At 35.3% G+C, this 20,413-nt stretch carries 15 protein-coding genes; 6 read left to right on the forward strand and 9 right to left on the reverse strand.

What is annotated here, in order from left to right:
- Positions 1-67: 67 nt before the first annotated feature.
- The 5 genes from K2F45_RS11240 to K2F45_RS11260 form a co-directional block, all read right to left on the reverse strand.
- Complete coding sequence (locus K2F45_RS11240) at positions 68-505, reverse strand: carboxymuconolactone decarboxylase family protein (RefSeq protein ID WP_075992256.1); 438 nt, start codon at positions 503-505, stop codon at positions 68-70.
- A gap of 227 nt (positions 506-732) precedes the next feature.
- Positions 733-1,368 (reverse strand): hypothetical protein, encoded by a 636-nt coding sequence (locus K2F45_RS11245; RefSeq protein ID WP_248933588.1) that lies wholly within the window; start codon positions 1,366-1,368, stop codon positions 733-735.
- Positions 1,369-1,708: 340 nt separating this feature from the next.
- Complete coding sequence (locus tag K2F45_RS11250) at positions 1,709-2,584, reverse strand: helix-turn-helix domain-containing protein (protein ID WP_248933589.1); 876 nt, start codon at positions 2,582-2,584, stop codon at positions 1,709-1,711.
- A gap of 17 nt (positions 2,585-2,601) precedes the next feature.
- Positions 2,602-3,123 carry a GNAT family N-acetyltransferase gene (locus K2F45_RS11255; protein WP_248933590.1) on the reverse strand — a complete coding sequence of 174 codons (522 nt, stop codon included), beginning with the start codon at positions 3,121-3,123 and terminating at the stop codon, positions 2,602-2,604.
- 469 nt (positions 3,124-3,592) lie between these two features.
- Positions 3,593-4,687, reverse strand: a complete 1,095-nt coding sequence (locus K2F45_RS11260; RefSeq protein ID WP_075992260.1) for a cadherin repeat domain-containing protein — start codon at positions 4,685-4,687, stop codon at positions 3,593-3,595.
- 148 nt (positions 4,688-4,835) lie between these two features.
- Here K2F45_RS11260 and K2F45_RS11265 point away from each other — a divergent pair, with 148 nt between their 5' ends.
- Entirely contained in the window at positions 4,836-7,184 is a 2,349-nt protein-coding gene (locus K2F45_RS11265) for a TonB-dependent receptor (RefSeq protein WP_237242126.1), read from the forward strand.
- A gap of 686 nt (positions 7,185-7,870) precedes the next feature.
- On the opposite strand, the gene K2F45_RS11270 is transcribed toward K2F45_RS11265, so the two are convergent.
- Together K2F45_RS11270 and K2F45_RS11275 are read right to left on the reverse strand one after the other, a co-directional pair.
- Positions 7,871-9,151: a putative HlyD family type I secretion protein gene (locus tag K2F45_RS11270; protein ID WP_248933591.1), complete on the reverse strand. Its 1,281-nt coding sequence runs from the start codon at positions 9,149-9,151 to the stop codon at positions 7,871-7,873.
- Positions 9,152-9,158: 7 nt separating this feature from the next.
- Positions 9,159-11,345: a peptidase domain-containing ABC transporter gene (locus tag K2F45_RS11275; protein ID WP_257787023.1), complete on the reverse strand. Its 2,187-nt coding sequence runs from the start codon at positions 11,343-11,345 to the stop codon at positions 9,159-9,161.
- Positions 11,346-11,957: 612 nt separating this feature from the next.
- Between K2F45_RS11275 and K2F45_RS11280 the strand changes: the two genes are divergently transcribed.
- From K2F45_RS11280 to K2F45_RS11300, 5 genes are all read left to right on the forward strand, one after another.
- Positions 11,958-12,701: a glycosyltransferase gene (locus K2F45_RS11280; RefSeq protein WP_075992262.1), complete on the forward strand. Its 744-nt coding sequence runs from the start codon at positions 11,958-11,960 to the stop codon at positions 12,699-12,701.
- A gap of 627 nt (positions 12,702-13,328) precedes the next feature.
- Complete coding sequence (locus K2F45_RS11285) at positions 13,329-13,547, forward strand: hypothetical protein (protein WP_248933592.1); 219 nt, start codon at positions 13,329-13,331, stop codon at positions 13,545-13,547.
- Between the two features lie 56 nt (positions 13,548-13,603).
- Positions 13,604-15,082 (forward strand): TlpA family protein disulfide reductase, encoded by a 1,479-nt coding sequence (locus tag K2F45_RS11290; RefSeq protein ID WP_075992264.1) that lies wholly within the window; start codon positions 13,604-13,606, stop codon positions 15,080-15,082.
- Positions 15,083-15,132: 50 nt separating this feature from the next.
- Entirely contained in the window at positions 15,133-15,780 is a 648-nt protein-coding gene (locus K2F45_RS11295; protein WP_248933593.1) for a glycosyltransferase family 25 protein, read from the forward strand.
- Positions 15,781-15,784: 4 nt separating this feature from the next.
- Complete coding sequence (locus K2F45_RS11300; protein ID WP_248933594.1) at positions 15,785-16,453, forward strand: hypothetical protein; 669 nt, start codon at positions 15,785-15,787, stop codon at positions 16,451-16,453.
- A gap of 105 nt (positions 16,454-16,558) precedes the next feature.
- On the opposite strand, the gene K2F45_RS11305 is transcribed toward K2F45_RS11300, so the two are convergent.
- A complete protein-coding gene (locus tag K2F45_RS11305; protein WP_248933595.1) occupies positions 16,559-17,677 on the reverse strand; it encodes a TlpA family protein disulfide reductase in 1,119 nt (372 codons plus the stop codon).
- A gap of 437 nt (positions 17,678-18,114) precedes the next feature.
- On the reverse strand, positions 18,115-19,755 hold the full coding sequence (locus K2F45_RS11310) for a vitamin K epoxide reductase family protein (protein ID WP_248933596.1): 1,641 nt from the start codon (positions 19,753-19,755) through the stop codon (positions 18,115-18,117).
- Between the last annotated feature and the right edge of the window lie 658 nt (positions 19,756-20,413).

The following is a 20,413-nucleotide window of genomic DNA, read 5'->3' on the forward strand; positions in this document are numbered from 1 at the left end:
AATAATATCCTTAGCGGTTTAGAAATTGTTTGCATAATTTAGTCTCATTTTTCAGTTTATTATTCTTTTAATATACTGTTTTTCTGGCGCTTATTACAATTCGGTTCCATGCATTTATGGTAACAACTGCCATAATGATCTGTGCAATTTGATTTTCATCAAAAAATTGTTTGGCCAGTCTGTACGTTTGCTCGCTTAAACCGTTTTGACTGATTAAGGTTACTTCTTCAGTCATGGCTAAAATTGTTTTCTCTTCCTCAGTAAATAATCCGGTATCTTTCCAGGCGTTTAGTAGGAAAATTCGCTGTGCGGTTTCGCCTTGTTTTAATGCATCCGAAGCGTGCATATTGATACAAAAAGCACAACCGTTGATTTGTGATGCACGAATCTTAATTAGATAGAAATGCGTTTTAGAAAGCCGCGAATTTTGCAGGTAATTTTCCAGAGCGAACATTGCTTTGAATGCATCGGGCTCCAGCTGTTGTATATCAATTCTCTTTTCCATATTTAATTTATTCTTTTTTCTTTATTTAGCTTTTGAAAGTCTCATTTTTTATTACCAAAAAAAACAATTTACTGGACATGAATTATTATTAAGCCAAGCATACTCTGCGCTCCATGTGCAAACATAACGATGCCTATCGTCAGACGAATAACCAGACCTGTATAATCATTGTGTGTTTTTAAAAAATTCTGTTCCATGATTTCTTAATTATTTGATGATACAATTGTTCAAAATACTTTTCTCACGAAAAGTCCAAAGTTGCTGTAGTTTGTAGCAAGAGTTCCGTACTGATCAAAGTTTGCGGCCAGTCCAAATTGTATGCCTCGGGTATCGATCCCTGCTCTTGTATATTGATAGCTCCGGCTATGTCCGTTCTGATTCCATGTGGTCATATATTGAAATCGGGCATATAGATTTACAGGTCTGTTTACGGCTCCCTGATATTCAATAAAACCCATAAGTTCGAAATTGGGCACAGACCATGTATCCATCCTTGGGTAAATCAGCACAGATGTTGTTTTCCCTTTATGAAAATACTGGAAAAATACAGATGGTCTTACTCGGTTGACGGGAGTGAAGATAGTTCCAACTCCTGCTGTCCATCGTTTGCTCATTGTATAGGAAAGGTAAGACTGGCTCATAATTTCATTTCCACGGTTTTTATCATAAGGTATCAGAACAGAAGAGGTGTGAAAGAACCCGAGGGATTTTCCCGGATTGAACCTCGTAGCAAACGAATGCTGATAATAATATCCGGCATGTCCCGCACTGATTTCAACAGGTATTTGCGCCGGGCTATGCCAGTACCATATGCTAAAAAACAGGCAGGTTAGCACGTATTTTATCGTCGTTGTTTCTTTCATCGTTCCCTTCAGATTTCATTTTTTAAGCTATGCCTAGAAATGGTTGCAGCCAACCACTTTTTAAGTATTGATACATGAGATGCTGAAAACGTGACAACCTATTTAGGATATTTCGTTGCATAGCAGATTTGTCCTATCTTTTCGGAACGAAAGACACACTTATAAGCTGCTAAGCGGGCATTTGTGATAACATTTATCATCCCGCTGGAACAATCGTACCTAAACTTCGTCTTACGTTTTTTGTAACACGATACGAATATAGGAAGTAGAATGGCCGTCAATACCGTAAGTATGGCGGTAAAAAATGTAGTTTTTTCTGTTTTTGATGTAGAACCTGCGATTAGGTAGGATTTTCAACCGTATTTTTGAACTCAGTGGGGAGCTGACCTTCGTAGCTTCTGAATGCACGGGAAAAATGAGAAGAGTCTGTGTAGCCAAGTTGATAGGACACCTCCTTGACAGACATATTCAAAAAGCTCAACAGGTACTTTGCTTCCTGCATGACATGAAACTCAATCCATTTTTTCGCCGAAAGCCCGGTGTATTCAACTAATATTTCGCTCAGGTATTTTGGTGAAATATGCAACTGTTCCGCATAAAAAGCAACATCTTTATACTGCGAGAAATTCTTTGAAACTAATTCTCTAAACTTTACAACGATGTGTTCTTTACCGTTGAGTTCCTTTTTATTGCCCCGATAGAGGTTCCAGAAATATTTCTGTGAAATAATGAGGATTGAATATAGTATTCCCGATACTGCTTCGGGCTTATCAGCGATTGCCCGAAGTGTGTTGAAAAGCTGTTGCATTTCCTCAAATTGCCTATCGGTGAGTTGCATGACACTCTTTTCATCGGGGCAAAAAAATTCGAGGGAATAGAAAAATAACCTGTTGAAATTATTTACAAAAATGTCATCATAAAAAAATAACGTATCATTTGAAGGGAAGCTCGTATTGAGCCATTGGCAGGTCATTCCTGGGCCGATCGTCAACAGGCTTCCCCGTTTTAAATCATAATCGGTAGTGCCTATCCTGATGCAGGCTCCTTCACCATAATATAAACCGATCGTATAAAAGTAGTTTTTAAAAGGCTTTGTGATTTTCAAGTATTCAAGACACGCTTTTGATGCTAAATAATAAGGCACTATATTGCCATCTTTTTTTTGAGACCTTAAATATCTGAGCAAATCAAAGTTGTCTGAATGTTTTTGTTTCATAAAGGAGATGTTTAAAATTAGTATATTCCTGGGAATGCTTCTCTGTCCAAAACCCGTTTTTCAAGAATGATGATATCGCCTTCATTACTGATCTCCTGAAAACCCAATTTTTCAGCAAATTTCAGTGCTTTAAGATTCGTTATTTCCGTCTTTGCTACCAACACATTTGCCTGATACTTTTCTTTTGCCACTGCTATCAACAACTTAAAAGCTGCAGACATTATTCCTTTCCCCCAATATTCGGGCAGTAGAGAACCACCTATCTCAATTTTCTTTTCTTCCTGATTCCAGTGATGTAAGGCGCAGTCTCCAATGACTGTATGCTCATTTTCTACGGTTCGTATACTGTAGAGTTCCTCACAGAGGGATAGAATATGTTCTGTAAACTGTATCGGATTCATTTGCTCCTTACCAGTTGTCTGAGCCTGAATGTTTGGTTCATCTCCACGATACAATCTGTAAAATGACTCAGCGTCCTTTACAGAAATTTCTTTCAATATGATTTTTATATGGTCTCCATCCGATTTCATGACCTGCATAAATTATAATTTTTATGTTTATTTGTCAATAACTGCTGATCGCAGATCTTTCTGTTCCCTCAAAACGATATTCATAGAGTTTCACTGGCTGTAAAGGTATTTCATTTATCAGAAATTTTTTGACATACTATAGTCTACCGCGGTTATCAGCTTATCCGCTATGAAATCTCTGCTTCACCAATAGTCTGGAGCCTTCATGTAGCCACCATTTACGGCCTTTTGTTAAAACTGCTTTGCTGTAAATTGGGATTCGATTTGATATATAAATTTAGTAAAAACTTATCGTTTTAATGATAAGAACATGAGGTTGACCGATTTTAGAACAGCGGTATTGGTTGTCTGTCCGACATGTCGAAGGCAGGCTGTAGCAATCGTTGATTATTTCTCTAAAAAGCAAAATTGAAATAAATTCCCTCCAATAGAAAAAGGTTACAGCGATGAAATAATCACTGTAACCAGGGTATTCCGATTATCCTTCAGACATTGCTAAGGTGAGGTTAGCCGTAAATTCAAGCCCTGTGGTTGTCAGTGCCTTTACGCTTACCCTATAGCTGCCAGCTTTCAAACGATCACTTTTTTTTACGGAAACTATACCTGTTTGGGCATTTACGCTAAACAGCTTTTCGCTATCTGTAAATGCCTGTCCATCTTTTTGTATTGAAACCAGTTCAAATGCAGATTTATATTTTTCCGGATATAGTGTTGGTGCCGCAGAGACATAACCGTTTGAAAGACCGATATGTATCAGGCTAAAGTCGATTGTCAGGTTTAGATCGGGATAATATTGTCCAAACAAGAACTTAATTTGTGGAATCAGAATCACCCTAAAAGTCGTTGAAGCGACAGGGAAACCATCTTTCCTAAGTTCGGGAGTCAGCTCGAAAGACCTTTCAGCTTTTTTTTCCGGATCGCCGGCATCTTTTGATAACTTGATATGTGTATCTGCTATTGAAGCAATATTTTCCTGGCCATCCTTTTTTGCCAAGTGAAAACTAGCGCCAGTAATCGGTAGGCCAAGAGGATCTATTTCAAAATCAGAAGATTGGTCGCCGTACAATACATAGGAATAAGGTAACTCGCCGCCGCTTTTTAGACCTTTGATAGCGATTGTTCCAGCCGTTATCTTGATTGAAAAATTTTCTTTCCCTACCACTGTGCCATGCGATTCTTTGGCTATCACGGTGACTTTATAATCATCGGGAATGCGTGCGCTGCTCGATTGGGCTCCGTTTGGATAGAGTAGGGCACTGTTAATCTCTATGCTTTGTTTTTCGCTATCGTATTTGATGGCTTGGTTCAGTTTGTCACTGAGTTTACTACCGTTGCCCAAATTGATGTCTGCAGTCTGGGAAAAGTCAAAACTGAATGTCAGTCCTGTACTTGCAGGTAGGTCCTTCGGCAGATTAATTTCCTGTGATTCGCCGTAGCGAAGACTGACCTGCGATGGTAACGAAAGTGAGATTTCAGTGGGCGTAGGCGCTGTTTCCTTTTTACAGGATGATGCAGCTCCGAGCATCAGAATCAGCGCGCCCGCTAGAGCGATTTTTGTGTTGATGTACTTCATATGGTGTAAAATTTTGACGAAGGTAGTAATTGTAAATTATTAATGCAACATGATTGCATTTGTTGTTATCTTTTTTAATTTTGCAGCTCAAACAGAAATAGGCTACACAATGATACGGTATCAGAAAGAAGTTTTTTTAGCATCTCTAATGCTATTATCTAGCGCAAAAACTGCACATGCGCAGCGTAAACCATCCGTGGATACATTGCGAAGCTATACGCTTCCGACCGCGGAGACTACTGGCTTTGTACCGGGCCATGGGCAAAAAACGAGGCTGGATCGAAAGCAGCTGGATCGTATACAGGCACAAACCCTTGGTGAAACATTGAGCCATATCGCTGGGATACAAAATGCTTCTTTTGGTCCCAATTCTGGCATGCCCATGATCCGCAGTCTAAGTGGTAGTAGGGTAGGTGTTCTTTCCAATGGTCTTTCGGTCAATGATTTGTCGGGAATCAGTCCTAACCTAAATCCCAATTTCGATATGGACAATCTACGCGAAATAGAATTGTACAAGGGTGCTGCTACTGTGTTATTCGGAGGAAAAGCCATTGGTGGAGCGGTCAATCTTAAAGACAACACCATTCCTACGACCCGTCTACCCAATAAGATTGCAGGCCAGGCCAGTGCGGAGTTAGGAACCAATAGTGGCAATAGCCAGTCGCTGGCCTTCAATACAAACATTGGAAAGTACTGGGTGGGGCATATTGGTGCAATGAGGCTCAGGCACGGAAACCTAAGGATTCCGGGCAATACAAAGGCGGCTATTGCTTATGATCCTAAGATCGATCATTTGACCGCCGCCATGGCACAGGTAAATGTCGATCGCGAGACGATTCGAAATCTGACGCTATATCCCTATTTAAGCCAGTTTGTGCTCAATAATATGGGCGATCCAAAGTGGGGTTTATCGGAGGCCGACCTCTATACCTTTGAAGATTATTCTTTTATCAATGGAGCAAAAGTCCTAAACCCTTTAAATGACAAATATATCGCCGGACAGGATCCCAACACAGCATTGTACACCGAAGTCGTACATGGAATTACAGATTACGCACCGGTCAAGCGTGGCGTGATGCCCAATAGTCATGCCGAGAGAAGCGCTATCAATGCAGGAGCTAGCTATATAAGAGACAACTTTCGAGTAGGTCTAGGGCTTTATGCGCTTGAAAGCTATTATGGTATTCCCGGTTTTGCACAGCGCAACAAGCCTGTCCATAGCCACAGCACAGTTTGGACTCCCATATATGAGCCGATCAATACGCGCACTTATTCATATGCCTGGCAGTTAGAATCTGCTTTCAAGCCAAAAACACAATTGATCTCGGAGATTAAATTTAATTATAGAGGTGAGTTGTCGGACGACCGGGAGCTCTTGGGCAGGTATCGTGTCAATAAGTTCGATAGTGAGCGTCATGCGTTTCGATCGGAGATAACGCAGCAGTTTACCCGTTTTTGGTCTGGGACGAGTGGATTTGATTTTTCATTTGTGGCCTTAAAGGGCGAGGGTGATCGGCGGTATATCCCCAATAATCTGAGTCGGGAAGGAGGAATATTTACGTTGCAAACAATAGCACTTAATCCAGTTGCCCTTCATATGGGCTACCGGCATGACTGGGTTGCCCGACGTGCTTTGAGCGATCCTACCTACCAGCGGAGCCGGGGGATGGCCGGAGGTGATCTTTCGGCCCGGGATTTTAGCTTAAACCACTTTTCGGGAGATATCGTTTATTCGATTTTTGACATTGCCTATTTGCAGGCTACATTTTCACACGCAGAACGAGCACCGGGGGTCAATGAACTTTATGCTGGGAACGACCATTTTGCGATCCTGGTGGAAGAAAATGGAGATGATCGACTGAACAAGGAAAGCTCAAATTCCTATGAGTTATCCGGAGGGATAAAATATGGTGGATTAAAACTGTCAGCGACGCATTACCGCAGCCTCTTTAAAAATTATCTTTATTTGGCCCATACAGGTATTTCCCGTTCTGGTGGTTTTTTAGTCAAGGAATGGCGTGCTTCAGACACCAAGATCCAGGGTTGGGAGTTGGAAGGAGGTTATACCTATGCATGGGCACCCGATTGTCATTTCGCATTAAATGCGTTCGCTGATCTTGTCAAAAATATAAATACATCAGATGATAGTATGCGCAAATGGGCAGAAGGTGACTTTATGCCCAATCTACCGACCAGTAGATATGGAATATCCGCGTTACTTCAATATAAAAAGTTTTTTGGGAACGCCAATTTTGATCGGTATCTGAAACAGCGTTATTTAGGTAAAAATATCAATATTGAACTACCTATGCCGGCCTATTCCTTGCTATCTGGTCAATTAGGTTACAAGATGAATCAAAAAAAATATGAATTTGTCTATTTTATTTCCGGAAATAATTTATTGAATGTTGAAGCACGTCCGCAAAATTCCATACTCAAATATCTGGCCCCACTACCGGGGCGCAATATTTCTATTGGATTAAAGCTATTGCTCTAATGAAGAAAGGTGAGGATCTATTCATTTAAGTCATTTACATCCCGACATGTTTGGAAATAGGGATGAAACAAACTCCAAAAATTCTCTTGGTTTTAATAAGGGTAGAGGTACAATAACAGTACCGCAGACTAGCCAACTAATCTTGCGAACTATGATTTAGATCGAAGCCCAAAGCCGGTTAACATTAAGGTATGAATATTCCCAACCGCAGTGCTTTAGCATGTTAATTTACTATTTATTTAACATAATTTTTATCTAACTTACACTCCTTAATATTTATTAACACGAGTTGTTGTTAGCTTTGAATTGATAAAAAAAGTAGACTTATGTTAAGGAAAGTAATATTTTATGGAATGGTCCTGATGGTGGGAGCTCCATAACTTCATGTTCAAAAGATGAAAAAACACAATCGGAGTCAGGTGGAGATTTCGATTCTGTTGATCATCCGAATTCGAAAATTCATGACCATTTAATTTGGGAAATTTTCACCATTAAAATATTATGCTGAGAAGTTTAAAATCTATTTTATTTATTTTTATGGTCCTGTTTATAGTGGTCAATTTGCGTCGGAATCGCATGGTCCCGATGTCCGAAATCTCCAAGTTATTAAGAAAGATGGTTCTTGCTAAATCAGCCTAATTCACCAAAATTGATGAAGAACAAATTTACTCCGGAATATGCATTTGCTAATTTACCATTAAATTTTTAGTTAGATTGTTCCAAATACGTCTAAAAATAGACCTATCTTCTGTGATGATTTTTCCATTACCAAATAGTCCTGGTTTAAGCTGGATCAATGGATTAAGATTGGTAGTGTCAAGAGAAATAGTCGTAAAAAAAACACTATCCTGAATCGGAATATCTGAAATATAATTCACCTTTCCATGTAGATAACCATATTCTTCGTAGGGATAGCCGTTCACTTTAATCAATACTTTTTGACCTTTCTTTACCTTAGCCGAAGCAATTTGGGGCAATAAAACTTCTCCATAGTATTTTTCGCTCTTAGGATTGATATAAAACAATTTTTGTCCGATTGTAACCTGTTGATTCGTTTGTAAGAATTCACCATAAATTAACTTTCCACCAACAGGACTAGTCATGACATATTGTTTCTTCCAATTTTCCGCTTCACTAATAAAGCTATTTAAGGCTTGAACAAATTTTTTATGTTCTTCTTCGATCTGGTTTTCTATTTCAGCGAGTTCTTTATTTTTTGACAGAATATTTCCTTCATAATTTATTAAGCTATTTTCCATTTGCGGAATCATCTGACGCTTAGCAAGCAACAAAGATTCCTTCTGCTGCAGCTCAGACGGACTGATCACTTTCTTTTGCGCCAAAAGCTTATATTTTTCATATTCGCGCTCAGCAAGTTCAAGTTGTTTCTTTTGTAACTCGTAAGATTCGCTATTCTTTTTAAACTGTTCATTGACGTTTGTAACCTCTTGATTAATGACGGACTTGCGCTTTTGATAGATTCCTTGATCACGCGCTGAAATATAACTTAAGTATGAAAGATAGAAATTCTGATAGGCTCCCTGTAGTTCTCCGAGATTGAGTTTATTGGGTTCGATCAATTCTTCTAAGTTATAGGTAGCATTGGGTTTTTGGCGTATTTGTTGCAACTTATTTAAGAGAATAATAATCTGATCGTGGTCTGCAGTGCTCTCGAGATAAGCAAGTGTGCTTCCTTCTTCCGCCCATTCACCCTCTTTCTTTAATATTTTAATCAGGCTGCCATTTACTTTAGCAGAAATAACTTTGGGAGCATCAGTAGTATTAAATTTAATCTTAGTTTCGACAGTTTCAGGGTAACGGATAAAGACAGACATACCCAAAATAATTAATACGGTCAATAAAATAAAAGTTATTCCCCATCGCAATAGCCATGAAGGTGGTTTTGCGATAATATCCTGTAAATCTTCTGAATGGATGTCTGATTCTATAATTAATGATTCTTTCATAAACGTGTCAATTTCCCAATTCCAGTTGGTTTTTTACTAGTTCGAAGTATTTTCCTTTTGATGCCGTGAGTTCTTGATGCGTTCCCTGTTCAACGACATCCCCCTTTTCCAATACAATAATATTATCCGCATTTTTGACAGTGCTCAATCTGTGAGCTACAACAATTACAGTTCTTTGCTGAAAGAAACGGTTAAGATTTTCGATAATAACTTTTTCATTATTAGCATCAAGTGAGTTAGTTGCTTCATCTAAAAATATAAAATCAGGGTCTTTATACACAGCCCGAGCTATCATCAGTCGTTGTCTTTGTCCCTGGCTGACACCTTTGCCAGCAGTTCCTATTTTGGTCGCCAAACCAAACGGTTGCTCTGCTATAAATTCATTCAAATTGGAAATCTCTATAGCAGCATCCAACCGTTGTTTATTGGAGAATTCCGCATTGACAGTAATATTACGCTCTATAGTATCGGCATATACATAATTGTCTTGTAAGACCGCGCCACATTTGTCTCTCCATAGGGTGAAGTCAAACTGTTCCAGTCGCTTTCCCCCAATGAGAATTTCTCCTTCTTCATATTCATAAAACCGTAATAATAATTTCAGAATTGTCGTTTTTCCACTTCCACTAGTCCCTACAATCGCAGTAGTTTTTCCGGCAGGAAAATACAAGTTTATTCGATTGAAAATAGGTTCATTTCCGGCTCCGTAGTAACGAAAGGTTAAATTACGGATTTCGATATCTTTATTTTCCGGCAAATCGTTCAAATAGTCCTTTTTGACATCCTCCTCGTCTTCGCTCTCATAAATTTCATTGAGCCGTTCCATACTAATCTTTGCGTCTTGATAAGTTTGCATAAAACCGATTAGTGATTCTACCGGACTACTGACCATCCCTACAATATATTGAACTGCCATCATTCCTCCAAGTGTCATATTGCCCTCTATTACTGCCTTTGCACTAATAAATGTGATAATAATACCTTTGATTTGATTAATAGCCATTGATCCAATAGATTGGTATTGGGAGAGGGCTAAGCTCTTCACTTTAAATTTAAAAAGCTTTGCTTGCAATGTTTCCCAGCCCCAGCGTCTTTGCTTCTGTGCATTGTTTAGCTTTATATCTTTGATACTTTGAATCATCTCGACCATATAGGTTTGATTCTCCGAAGATATTTTAAATCGCTTGTTGTCCAATTCCCGTCTGTACTTCATGAAAAATAATATCCATAAAGTATAAAATGTCGTCGCTGCAAAAAAAACTAAAAAAATAATTTTATTATAAATTATTAGAAGAGAACCGAAAATAAGCATATTTACTATCGAAAACAGAGTATTTAAAGTGTTTCCTGTCAGAAAGCTTTCAATCCGCTGTTGGTCGGCCATACGCTGCATTAGATCGCCATGTGTTTTTACATCAAAGAATTTCATTGGCAACTTCATGATTTTGATCAATAGATCCGTAAGAATGGAAATATTCACACGCGTGCTAATATGAAGTAGAATCCATGATCGAATAAATGACACAGCAGTACTCCCAATAAATAACATTAATTGGGCTATCAAAATCAAATTAATAAAGCTGATATTTTTGGTGTTAATACCAATATCAACCACAGACTGAGTTAGGAATGGAGTGATGAGTTGTAGAAGAGTCCCAAGCACCATTCCTAGTATTAACTGGATAAAAAGTCGCTTATACTTATAGAAATATTTAAGCATCTTACCCCATTTTAGAGTTAGGTCGGGTTCTTCCTCATCAAGCTGGTAAAACTCCGGGCCGGGGCCCAAGACCAATGAGAGCCCTAAATGCAGTTCCTTTGCTGAGTACCAATTTTTTGTAAATTCTTTACTATTGTAAGTAACAAGTCCGAGCGCAGGATCAGAAATATAATATTTATCCCTTTTAACTTTATACAATACAACAAAATGATTTTGATTCCAATGAAGGATACAGGGCAGTTCAATTTCCTGGAGCTGTTCCATTGTTAATCGAACACCATATGTCCTAAATCCAAGTTTCTCGGCCGCTTCACTTATACCCAATAAATTAACTCCTGTATCTTTTGTTTGGCAGAGTTTACGGATTTTATGAATAGATACTGACTGTCCATAATATTTAAATATAATGCGAAGGCAAGTTGCACCACAGTCCATCACATCCATCTGTTTATAATTGGGGAATTTTAAAATCACTCGTTTATTTTGGTTTAAATCATTAAAAGGTTTTAATTTGATTTTGTCGATAATTGACTATTACTTATGATAAACTATTGCAATTTAAATAAGCAAGATATGGCTTCAAACAAATAATCGATATTCAGATGCCAAAGTATTTATTTAAAGCAAAAATATTTAGAAATATCATCGTAAAACTTAATAAATATACAATATTTTGTTTGTTTAACAATAGTGCAAATTGAAGGAAGCGTAATTAATATTAATGAAAGTAAGTTTAATAAAATCCAAACTTTATCATATTTTATGTCTTAATTCATTTAAATATAAAGCTGAACACATAGTGTCATAATTTTACAATAAGTTTCGTGATAAGGTCTCGAATTGGGAGATAAAAAATTATAATCGTCTAGAACTTTCACCTTCGGCACAATTGGTGTACTTTCTTATATAAATTTTTGAAAAAATAAGAAATTAATGAGCCGTTTTAAAAATGAAATCGATATTTTTAATGTATTAGTTTAAACATTTCTAGCGCCTCAAATTGATTAGACGTTCTGTTAGTATTTTTAAGAGCATGTTTCTATTTTTAAATGCGTATATTGGTGTAACCATTATAAATTAATTATTATGCAAAATAAGATTATACAAGGTCTGTGGTTTGGTAGTGAAATATCTACGATTGAACAATTGTGCATTAAGTCGTTTTTAGATAACGGACATGAATTTCATTTGTATGTTTATGACTCACAAATAAAAGGTTGTCCACAAGGGACAACCATTAAAGATGCGAATGAAATTATAGACAAAGCACATCTGTTTAAAGATGTTGAGGGTAGCCTAACATCCTTTGCTAATTGGTTTCGATACGAATTACTCTATAGGAGAGGTGGATGGTGGGTGGATATGGACGTTGTTTGTTTGAAACCTTTCGACTTCAATGCTGAATATTGTTTCACGACGGAAATAATGTTTATTGAGAATAAACCTATAACGATTGTTAATAATGCAATTATCAAAGCTCCCAAAAATGCTGAATTTCTTCGTGATATCTTAGACCAGATGAAGGATATAAATTTAGTGTCAGAACCCTGGGGTAAGTACGGCTCCCGTTTTATAACTAAGATATTGGCGACCTACGAAAGCAAGGATTATATTCTTCAGCCTCATGTATTTTGCCCGATCAACTGGCACGAGATTGATCTCTTTTTTGCTGAGCAGATACAACAAACATTTGAAAGTTCATATGCAATCCATTTGTGGAACAATATGTGGAGAAGGCATAATATTAAGAAAGATATAACTTATCATCCAAACTCTTTAATTGAGAGATTGAAATCTAAATATTTAGGTAATCTTGAATTGAAGATGTAAATAGTGATATTGTAGTGTCGAGATGACTACTATGATACATAATGGTCATCTATTGGTGAATTGGTTTCATTTTCCCCGATATCCATAAGTTATTCAGCATCTTAAAATAGAAAATGGGAATTATCTTAAATGATAATGTTTTGGTTGTTTTCATATTGGGAAAAATGCTACACTTTTGTGTAGTATTTTTTTGATATTTATTTATAATATCAAAAAAACAGCTATATTACTTTTAATTTAATTATACATTCAACTTTAAATGTTTTTTATTTTTTAAATTTAAAAACGTACTAATTATAAACAATTATTTGTTCACTTATTTGTAAGAAGCGGTTTTGCTATTTTTATGTTAATATTTTTAATGTTTTAAAATAAATCATCTTCTTCTTTCTTGTTTGTGTATGCTAAGTATCTTTTGGGTAATATAGAACATATTATATTAGAATTTAACTATAAATAGTTTTCAATTATAGGTAATTATTTACCGCAAAGCGATAATAGAATTTTTCTAGAAAATCTTCGATCGGTTGCAAACGAATTGAGGAAACAGCATGCTCGCTGTCAAAACTGTGGCCTCCAATCAATGTCCTGGAGTGTAAGGATATTATAAACTTAAATAATACAAAAATGAAAAAGATCACGTTAAAATCAATTGAAAATCAGGAAATCCTCTCTCATGATGAATTGAAAAAAATAACCGGTGGAAGTGACGGGAGTGGCGACGGAAGTGGTACAGATGCATGTGCTGGAAAAAAGGAATGGGAATCTTGCACACAATCTAACGGAAATACCGGAAAATGTCAATATTTGCCTTTCAATTCTGGCTTAGTTTGTTTTAAAAATTAGTGTATATTAAAAGTATAGCCAATAGTTGTCTATTGGCTATACAAATTGAAAATAGGATGAAAAATGCAATTCGTATCCAAGTAGTTTTTTGGTCTTTAATCTGCTCCATTATACTCAATGTAAACGCCCAAAAGAAGTTGGATAATATTGCCGAGAGTTTTGGAGAAGCTTATTTTAGGTTTGAAGTAAGAAATAGTGAAAATACGAAGACTTTATCACTCAAGTTAACCTTGACGAGCAATTTGACGAGCTATTATGATATAAATATTCCTATTCAGGGAAATTTAGATACCCTTTTAAAAATACCAACATTTAAGCTGACTTCAGCGATTTTAAAATTAGACAATATCGAGAGGTATATTTTTTTTTCGCCAAATGATACGACTAAAGTATTTTTTAAATTCGGTTCTAATGCAAATCCCGATATTCAATATAAAGGACCTTACGAGATGATATTTAGTGAAACAAAAGCAATCCAACATTTATTCACTAGTATATTCAACGAGGGAACATCATCAAATGATTATATATTCGAACCCAATTCTTATCGGGATCGCGCATTGACATCAATGAAAGAAAAGGTTGCTAAGATTAAAAATGCAACATTATCTACGGATTCAAAAATCTCGTTATGTAGGACATTTGAAGCAGTATACGCGAGAATGTTTTTATTAGATCCGAATAATGGAATGTATATTGATAACGTGAATGCGGGGATGGACAAAGAGAGAGCTAAAATAAAAAATAGGATTAATTTAGATTATTACACCTTTTTAAAAGATTTAGATCTCAATAATAAAGATTATCTACTATCAAATTATTATAATGAATTAACAAAGTCTTTACTGGCTGATAGCGTCCTAAACTTACCAAAAACAGATCAAATTTCATCAAAACATTGGATGAAAACAACAACTAGAATACTCGCACCGCTTTTGGGATATTCTCAGGGCTACTTTTATGATATTTTATTGGCAAATGCTTATCTGGATCAAATTGCTAGGGGTAAATTACTCTCAGATCGACAATCTAAAGATATTGTCAGATATTTTAATGATAAATCATTTTCTGATTATTTATTATATCAAAATAATATAAATAAAATTAGAATTACTAATGATAAAGGACGAGTTTATGATTGGTCTAATCTAGATAAGGATAATATACTCTCAGAAATCATACGAAAATATCCATCTAAAACTGTAGTCATAGACTTTTGGGCAACCTGGTGTGCACCCTGTATAGCTGCCATGGATAAAATTAAGCCAATAAAGGAAAAAAATGCTGATGTTGTTTTTGTCTATATTACAGATTTCTCATCTCCTAGAACTTTGTGGAATAATCATGTAAAAAATATAGCAGGAAATCATTTTTATCTTTCATCTAAACAAATGGAGGAGCTTCAAAAACAAATGAATTTTTCATCGATCCCAACCTATTTAATTTACAATAAGAAAGGTGAATTAATGAATCAAATGACAGGATTCCCTGGAGTAAAAAGATTTGAAGAAGTTCTGAGAGATACACAAAAGTAAACTTAATTAAAACTTGACTGACAGCTTTGTAGCTTATCATTTAGTGATTTATGGAGAAAAAGTATGACTTATTCATAATAAATTTAAAGGACAGAATAGATAGAAGGAAACACTGTCTGAATCAATTTAAAGACAAAACTGAATTCGGTGTCACTTTTGTTGACGCGATAAGACACGAAATTGGGGCGATAGGCCTTTGGCAAACCATGCGGGAGATTATAAAATCAGCAGATAACAAACAACTATCATATGTAATTATCTGTGAAGATGACCATTCATTCACTGACTTTTATAAATATGAATTTTTAGAAAGTTCCATCTCTAATGTCGAAAATCTTAATGGTGATCTTTTATTAGGAGGATTAAGTTATTTTGAAGATGCAGTACAGATAAGTAAGAGTTTCTTCTGGGTAAATAGATTTACCGGTTTTCAGTTTGCAGTCGTATTTAAACGTTTTTATAAACGATTTTTAGCATTGGAGTTGAGCGATGACGATAACATTGATATCCAGATGAGATGTATTAGTGATAAAATCTTCTGTGTGTATCCCTTTATTTCTATTCAAGCAGAATTTGGATACTCCGATGTGACTAAAAAGAATGAGGGAATAGGAATCGTTAATAGGTATTTTGAGCAATCTCAAGAACGATTCGATACTTTATTCCGTCTAAGGCGGTATTTTGATGATTTTAAATAGGATTATGGACGACATTATCATTCCGACTTACATAATTAACGTTTCACAAAACCTTAATTGTTTTGAAACCATATTATCTCAATTTGAAGGTAAAGATGAATTTGATATCAAGATTTTTAGTGTTGCAGAAGAGCAAACAGAAGATCTAATGTATTGGAATGCTGTACGCAACGTTATTGAGGCTGCTATATATAATGATGAAGATGTTATTCTAATATGTGATGAAAATCACGTTTTTACATCCTTTTATACAAAAGAACAGTTGATATCTAGCATTTACGAAGCTCATCGCCTCCAAGCGAGTATTCTTTTAGGAGGGGTAAACGGTGATTTTAGAAACTTACTTCCGCTCAAATCAGGAATATCCTGGTTAGAGGCGTTTTCACAGAGTAATTTTATTATAATATTTCAGAGCCTTTATGAAAAATTTTTGAATGAATCATTTTGTTCTACTGATAATTTTTTTCAGAAATTGTCATCTTTGACTAGTAATAAGTTTGTTATGTTTCCACCAATTTCTCGCTTTAACCAGGATAATATCAAATATAAATATGAAGATGCAAGCTTGCAGCTCTTTTTGAGGAACTCCCTTGAGAGTTCGATTGCTAGAATAAATAAAATTCATGAAATTTATCACAATATTTGTTTGAATGGTGGTAAAAATAGCAGTTGATCTTTCAAATTGTATAAGAGTTGAAAGATTTTTTTCTATTATGATAAAATAGCGTTCTTGAGTTGTTGGGCTCAATTCAAAAGGATATGCTAAATATTGAGTGATTTAGTATTTGAAAATTCGTTCTAATTCTTTGCTCAAGTCATCGCCCCTAAGTCCTTTAGCAAGAATTACTCCATTTGGATCAATTAGAAAATTATCAGGGACAGCTTGAATAGAGAGCTGTTGAGCGACTGAATTTTTAAAAGATTTTAGATCTGATAACTGCGTCCATTTTAATCCGTCATTGCGAATAGCTTTTAGCCATTCTTCTTTATTTTCATCTAATGATATTCCTATAATCTCAAATCCTTTACCTCTGTATTTTTGATAGGCTTTAACCAAATTAGGATTTTCTCTTCGACAAGGCGCACACCAGGATGCCCAAAAGTCAACCAACACATATTTACCTCTAAATTGGGATAATTTAACGACTTTCGATATCGTATCAGTTTGTTCTAACTCAGGCATCATTTCACCAATTTCAAATATTTTACTAATTTTTATTTTTTGGAGAATTGATTCTCCAAGATATGTTTTCTGTAAATCATTCGAAATCTTTTTGAACATGTTATTTCTATCATTTAGTTGTTTATTTGTATTATCTGGGAAATTACTTATCAAATAAAGTCCGTAATAATTATTAGGATGATTACATATAAATGAATCGGAAAGTTCGCGAATTACTTCAATCAACTCATTGTTTGCCAGGTTACGGCCGAGTTGTTCTTTTTTTGCTTTAATTGCTGTTAATTTATTTTTGTTGAATAATCTCTCAATACTGTCTAAAGACGAATTTTTAATATCAAATTTATTAGAAATCGGAATTAAACCCTTGGCGCCATTAATCAGCCAGCCTTTATAGCCATTAAATTCAATCGTTTTTTCTGGTTCTATCCAGAATGAATAAATTACAAAATCACCGATATAATTTTTATTATAAATATTTTTAATAGATATGTTGAAAATTGTCGGCTCTGAGATTATAGCTGTATATTTAAAATTGCTTTTATCATCTAATGCTACCGTATCAGAGATCGTATTTCCTTGATTTTTATATTTAACAAAATAGATTGCGTGAGGAATAGTATCTATCAATCCCTTAATAACTGATTTATTGTTTGATTGACCTTTTGCGGAGCATAAGATTGAAAAGAAAATCGAAATTAAAATCAAAAATCTCATTGTAAATTTATTAGCACTAATGTTTTAAAAATTCCTGCTATGATTTAAGCAGGAATTAAAATTACTTATTCGGATTAATACTGTCCTGCCGTCCCGTCCCAATCACATATTCCTGCATAACCACGTCCATCTGAGTCGCAAGCCATACATCCTTGTGGCTTAGATGGATCTGTTGTTGTACAATCGTCTTTAGTATTACAGTTACATTTGTCGCCTGCAGGAGGTAATTCTCCTCCTTGTATGCCTTTCAATTGCTCACGAGATAGTTGTTCGAATTCTTGAATGTTTAGGTTCTTTAATGAAATCTTTTTGATAATTTTATTTTTTTAATTTAATGAATTTTGCTATTCACTAATTCCCGGATAGCATGGCAAGGCCTTTTACAGGGAGCCTTTCTGTTTGCCTGAGTACATTTCGAACTGGCTCAGGCATTTTTTCTAGAAAAAGTTTCTTAGTTCAGTGATTTTGTAACTTTCAGGCATTTCGGCACCATTAATGTAAATTGTTGGTGTAGCTCTTATTTTCATAATATTGCACCAGTTCCTCATTGCTACAATTTTATCTTTTTGTTGTTTTAGTTCTCCATTCATGGGGTATTTTCTTGCGAAAACCTCATAGTCTTTTACTTCTGCGAGATACCAATCATCTAAAGCACGTTGTACAGTTTCTTGTCCATCCTTTTCTTGAATCGCCAACAAGTGTTGCACGGGAATACTTAGGAAATCTCCATTTTCTCCAGAGGCTGTAAAAATGATGCGAACTTTGACATCTGAATTATTTTTGATAATATTTTCTAATTCGGGATGAGCCTTAGCGCATGGCCCACAGTAGGGATTGCAAACTTTGATGATCTCATTTTTTGCTTGCGGATTCCCAACTACAATACCAAGTTGATCTGTTGGAGACGTAATTCTTTCTGATTTGTCGAGGAGTGCCTTAAATATTTCAGGATTATATCGTAATTTTTTCCATCTTTTTTCCGTATTTCTGTTGTCGCGAGCATTTCTTAATATCGGGATCAACGTATATGCTGCAGTGATGAAAAAGAAAGCTAATAATAGTGTGATGAAGATTGAATAGCTTGAGATGGATGCTAGATTGATTCCTTTTTTGTAAATAAAGAAAATAACCGCTGCACTATTGATGATTAATACTCCTTGTACGGCAAGACAAAGTGGACACCATTGTTTTATAACTTTAGCTTGATAATACACCGAAAAGAATATATAGGGTGTAGCAATTAGTGAAATGATGGCACTTAAATACAGGAATGGCAAGTTTCCTGAAAAAAAAACTTGAATGGAAAATAAAGTTGCCATAAATGCAAATCCCCATATCGCCCAGCTGATTCCCAAAAAAGACGATTGAGAGGAATTCAATACATCGTCACAGTTTGCTTTCTTGCCCTGTCCACCACAAACCTCTCGGATGAGGGGGTTGTGTGCATCTATTTCATGCCACAAAAGGAGGGATGAAACCGCTAATCCAATAAAACTGGTCATTGTTAATATGATATTAACCCATGATATTCCTGTTTGATAATGAAGAAAGGTATATCCTAAAGAGAGTACTAGTGTAATCAAGCTCAGGTAAATAGGCGTATTGCGCGCAATGATTTGATTGCGTTGCTCAATTAAATGAGCAGCGAGTTTTGATTCATCTTTTTTATTTGAATCATCCATTAGTAAGATAATTCCTTTGTCTATTTTCTCAAATTGAGAAAGTGGGATTTCTTTTAATTTGTTAGTTTGTGGATCAAGATAAGTAATATTGGTCTCGTCAACTTGAGATACTACAGTGAACCTTGCTTTATACCAATCTTCCTGTTGGATAGAGCAAATGAATGGGGGCTCAAAATCGTAGTAGTTGTAATCTGCCTTTCGAATAGCTGCCGATTCAACGCCATATTCAAATAAGGTATCCTTGATGCTCAATAGAGAAGAATTATCTACATGTTCTTCTAGTACTTTTTCAAGATGTAAATCACTGTATTTGATATTGTACGAATCAAATAGGTTTTTACACACTTGTTTTAGATCATTATCTTGTTTTGGCTTTAGCAAATTAAAGATCTTCATAATAGCTTATTATAATTGTTGTTTAAAGATAATGATAAAATATTTTAGTAGGGAAATTTTTTTTCATTAATTTTTAAATTGACTGTCAATTTATTGATTAGTTCCTGTAATTTAATTATTCTTGAGTTGTTAATTATTGCGTTACGAGTATGAAAAATAGGATAATGAGTAATTAAAACGCGAATTGGTGAGAAAGTTGAATTTAAATAACGAGAAAAAAATGAAATAAAGCGCAGCAAAATTTTAAATATGATGAACAGTAACAAACTTTGTGTCATTCCTAGGGCTCTATCCAGAATAAATAAATTACAAAATCACCGATATAATTTTTATTGTAAGTATTTTTAATAGATATGTTGAAAATAGTCGGCTCTGAGATTATAGCTGTATATTTAAAATGGCTTTGATCATCTAATGCTACCGTAACAGAGATCATATTTCCTTGATTTTTATATTTAACAAAATAGATTGTGTAAGGAATAGTGTCTATTCTATTACTCCCTTAATAACTGATTTATTATTTGATTGACCTTTTGCTGAGCAAAAGATTGAAAACAAAATCGAAATTAAAACTAAAAATATCATTGTAAATATATTTGCACTAATTTTAAAAATTCCTGCTGTGATCAAGCAAGAATTAAAATTATTTATTCAGATT

It is taken from the genome of Sphingobacterium siyangense, assembly GCF_023277505.1.
Lineage (GTDB): Bacteria > Bacteroidota > Bacteroidia > Sphingobacteriales > Sphingobacteriaceae > Sphingobacterium > Sphingobacterium siyangense.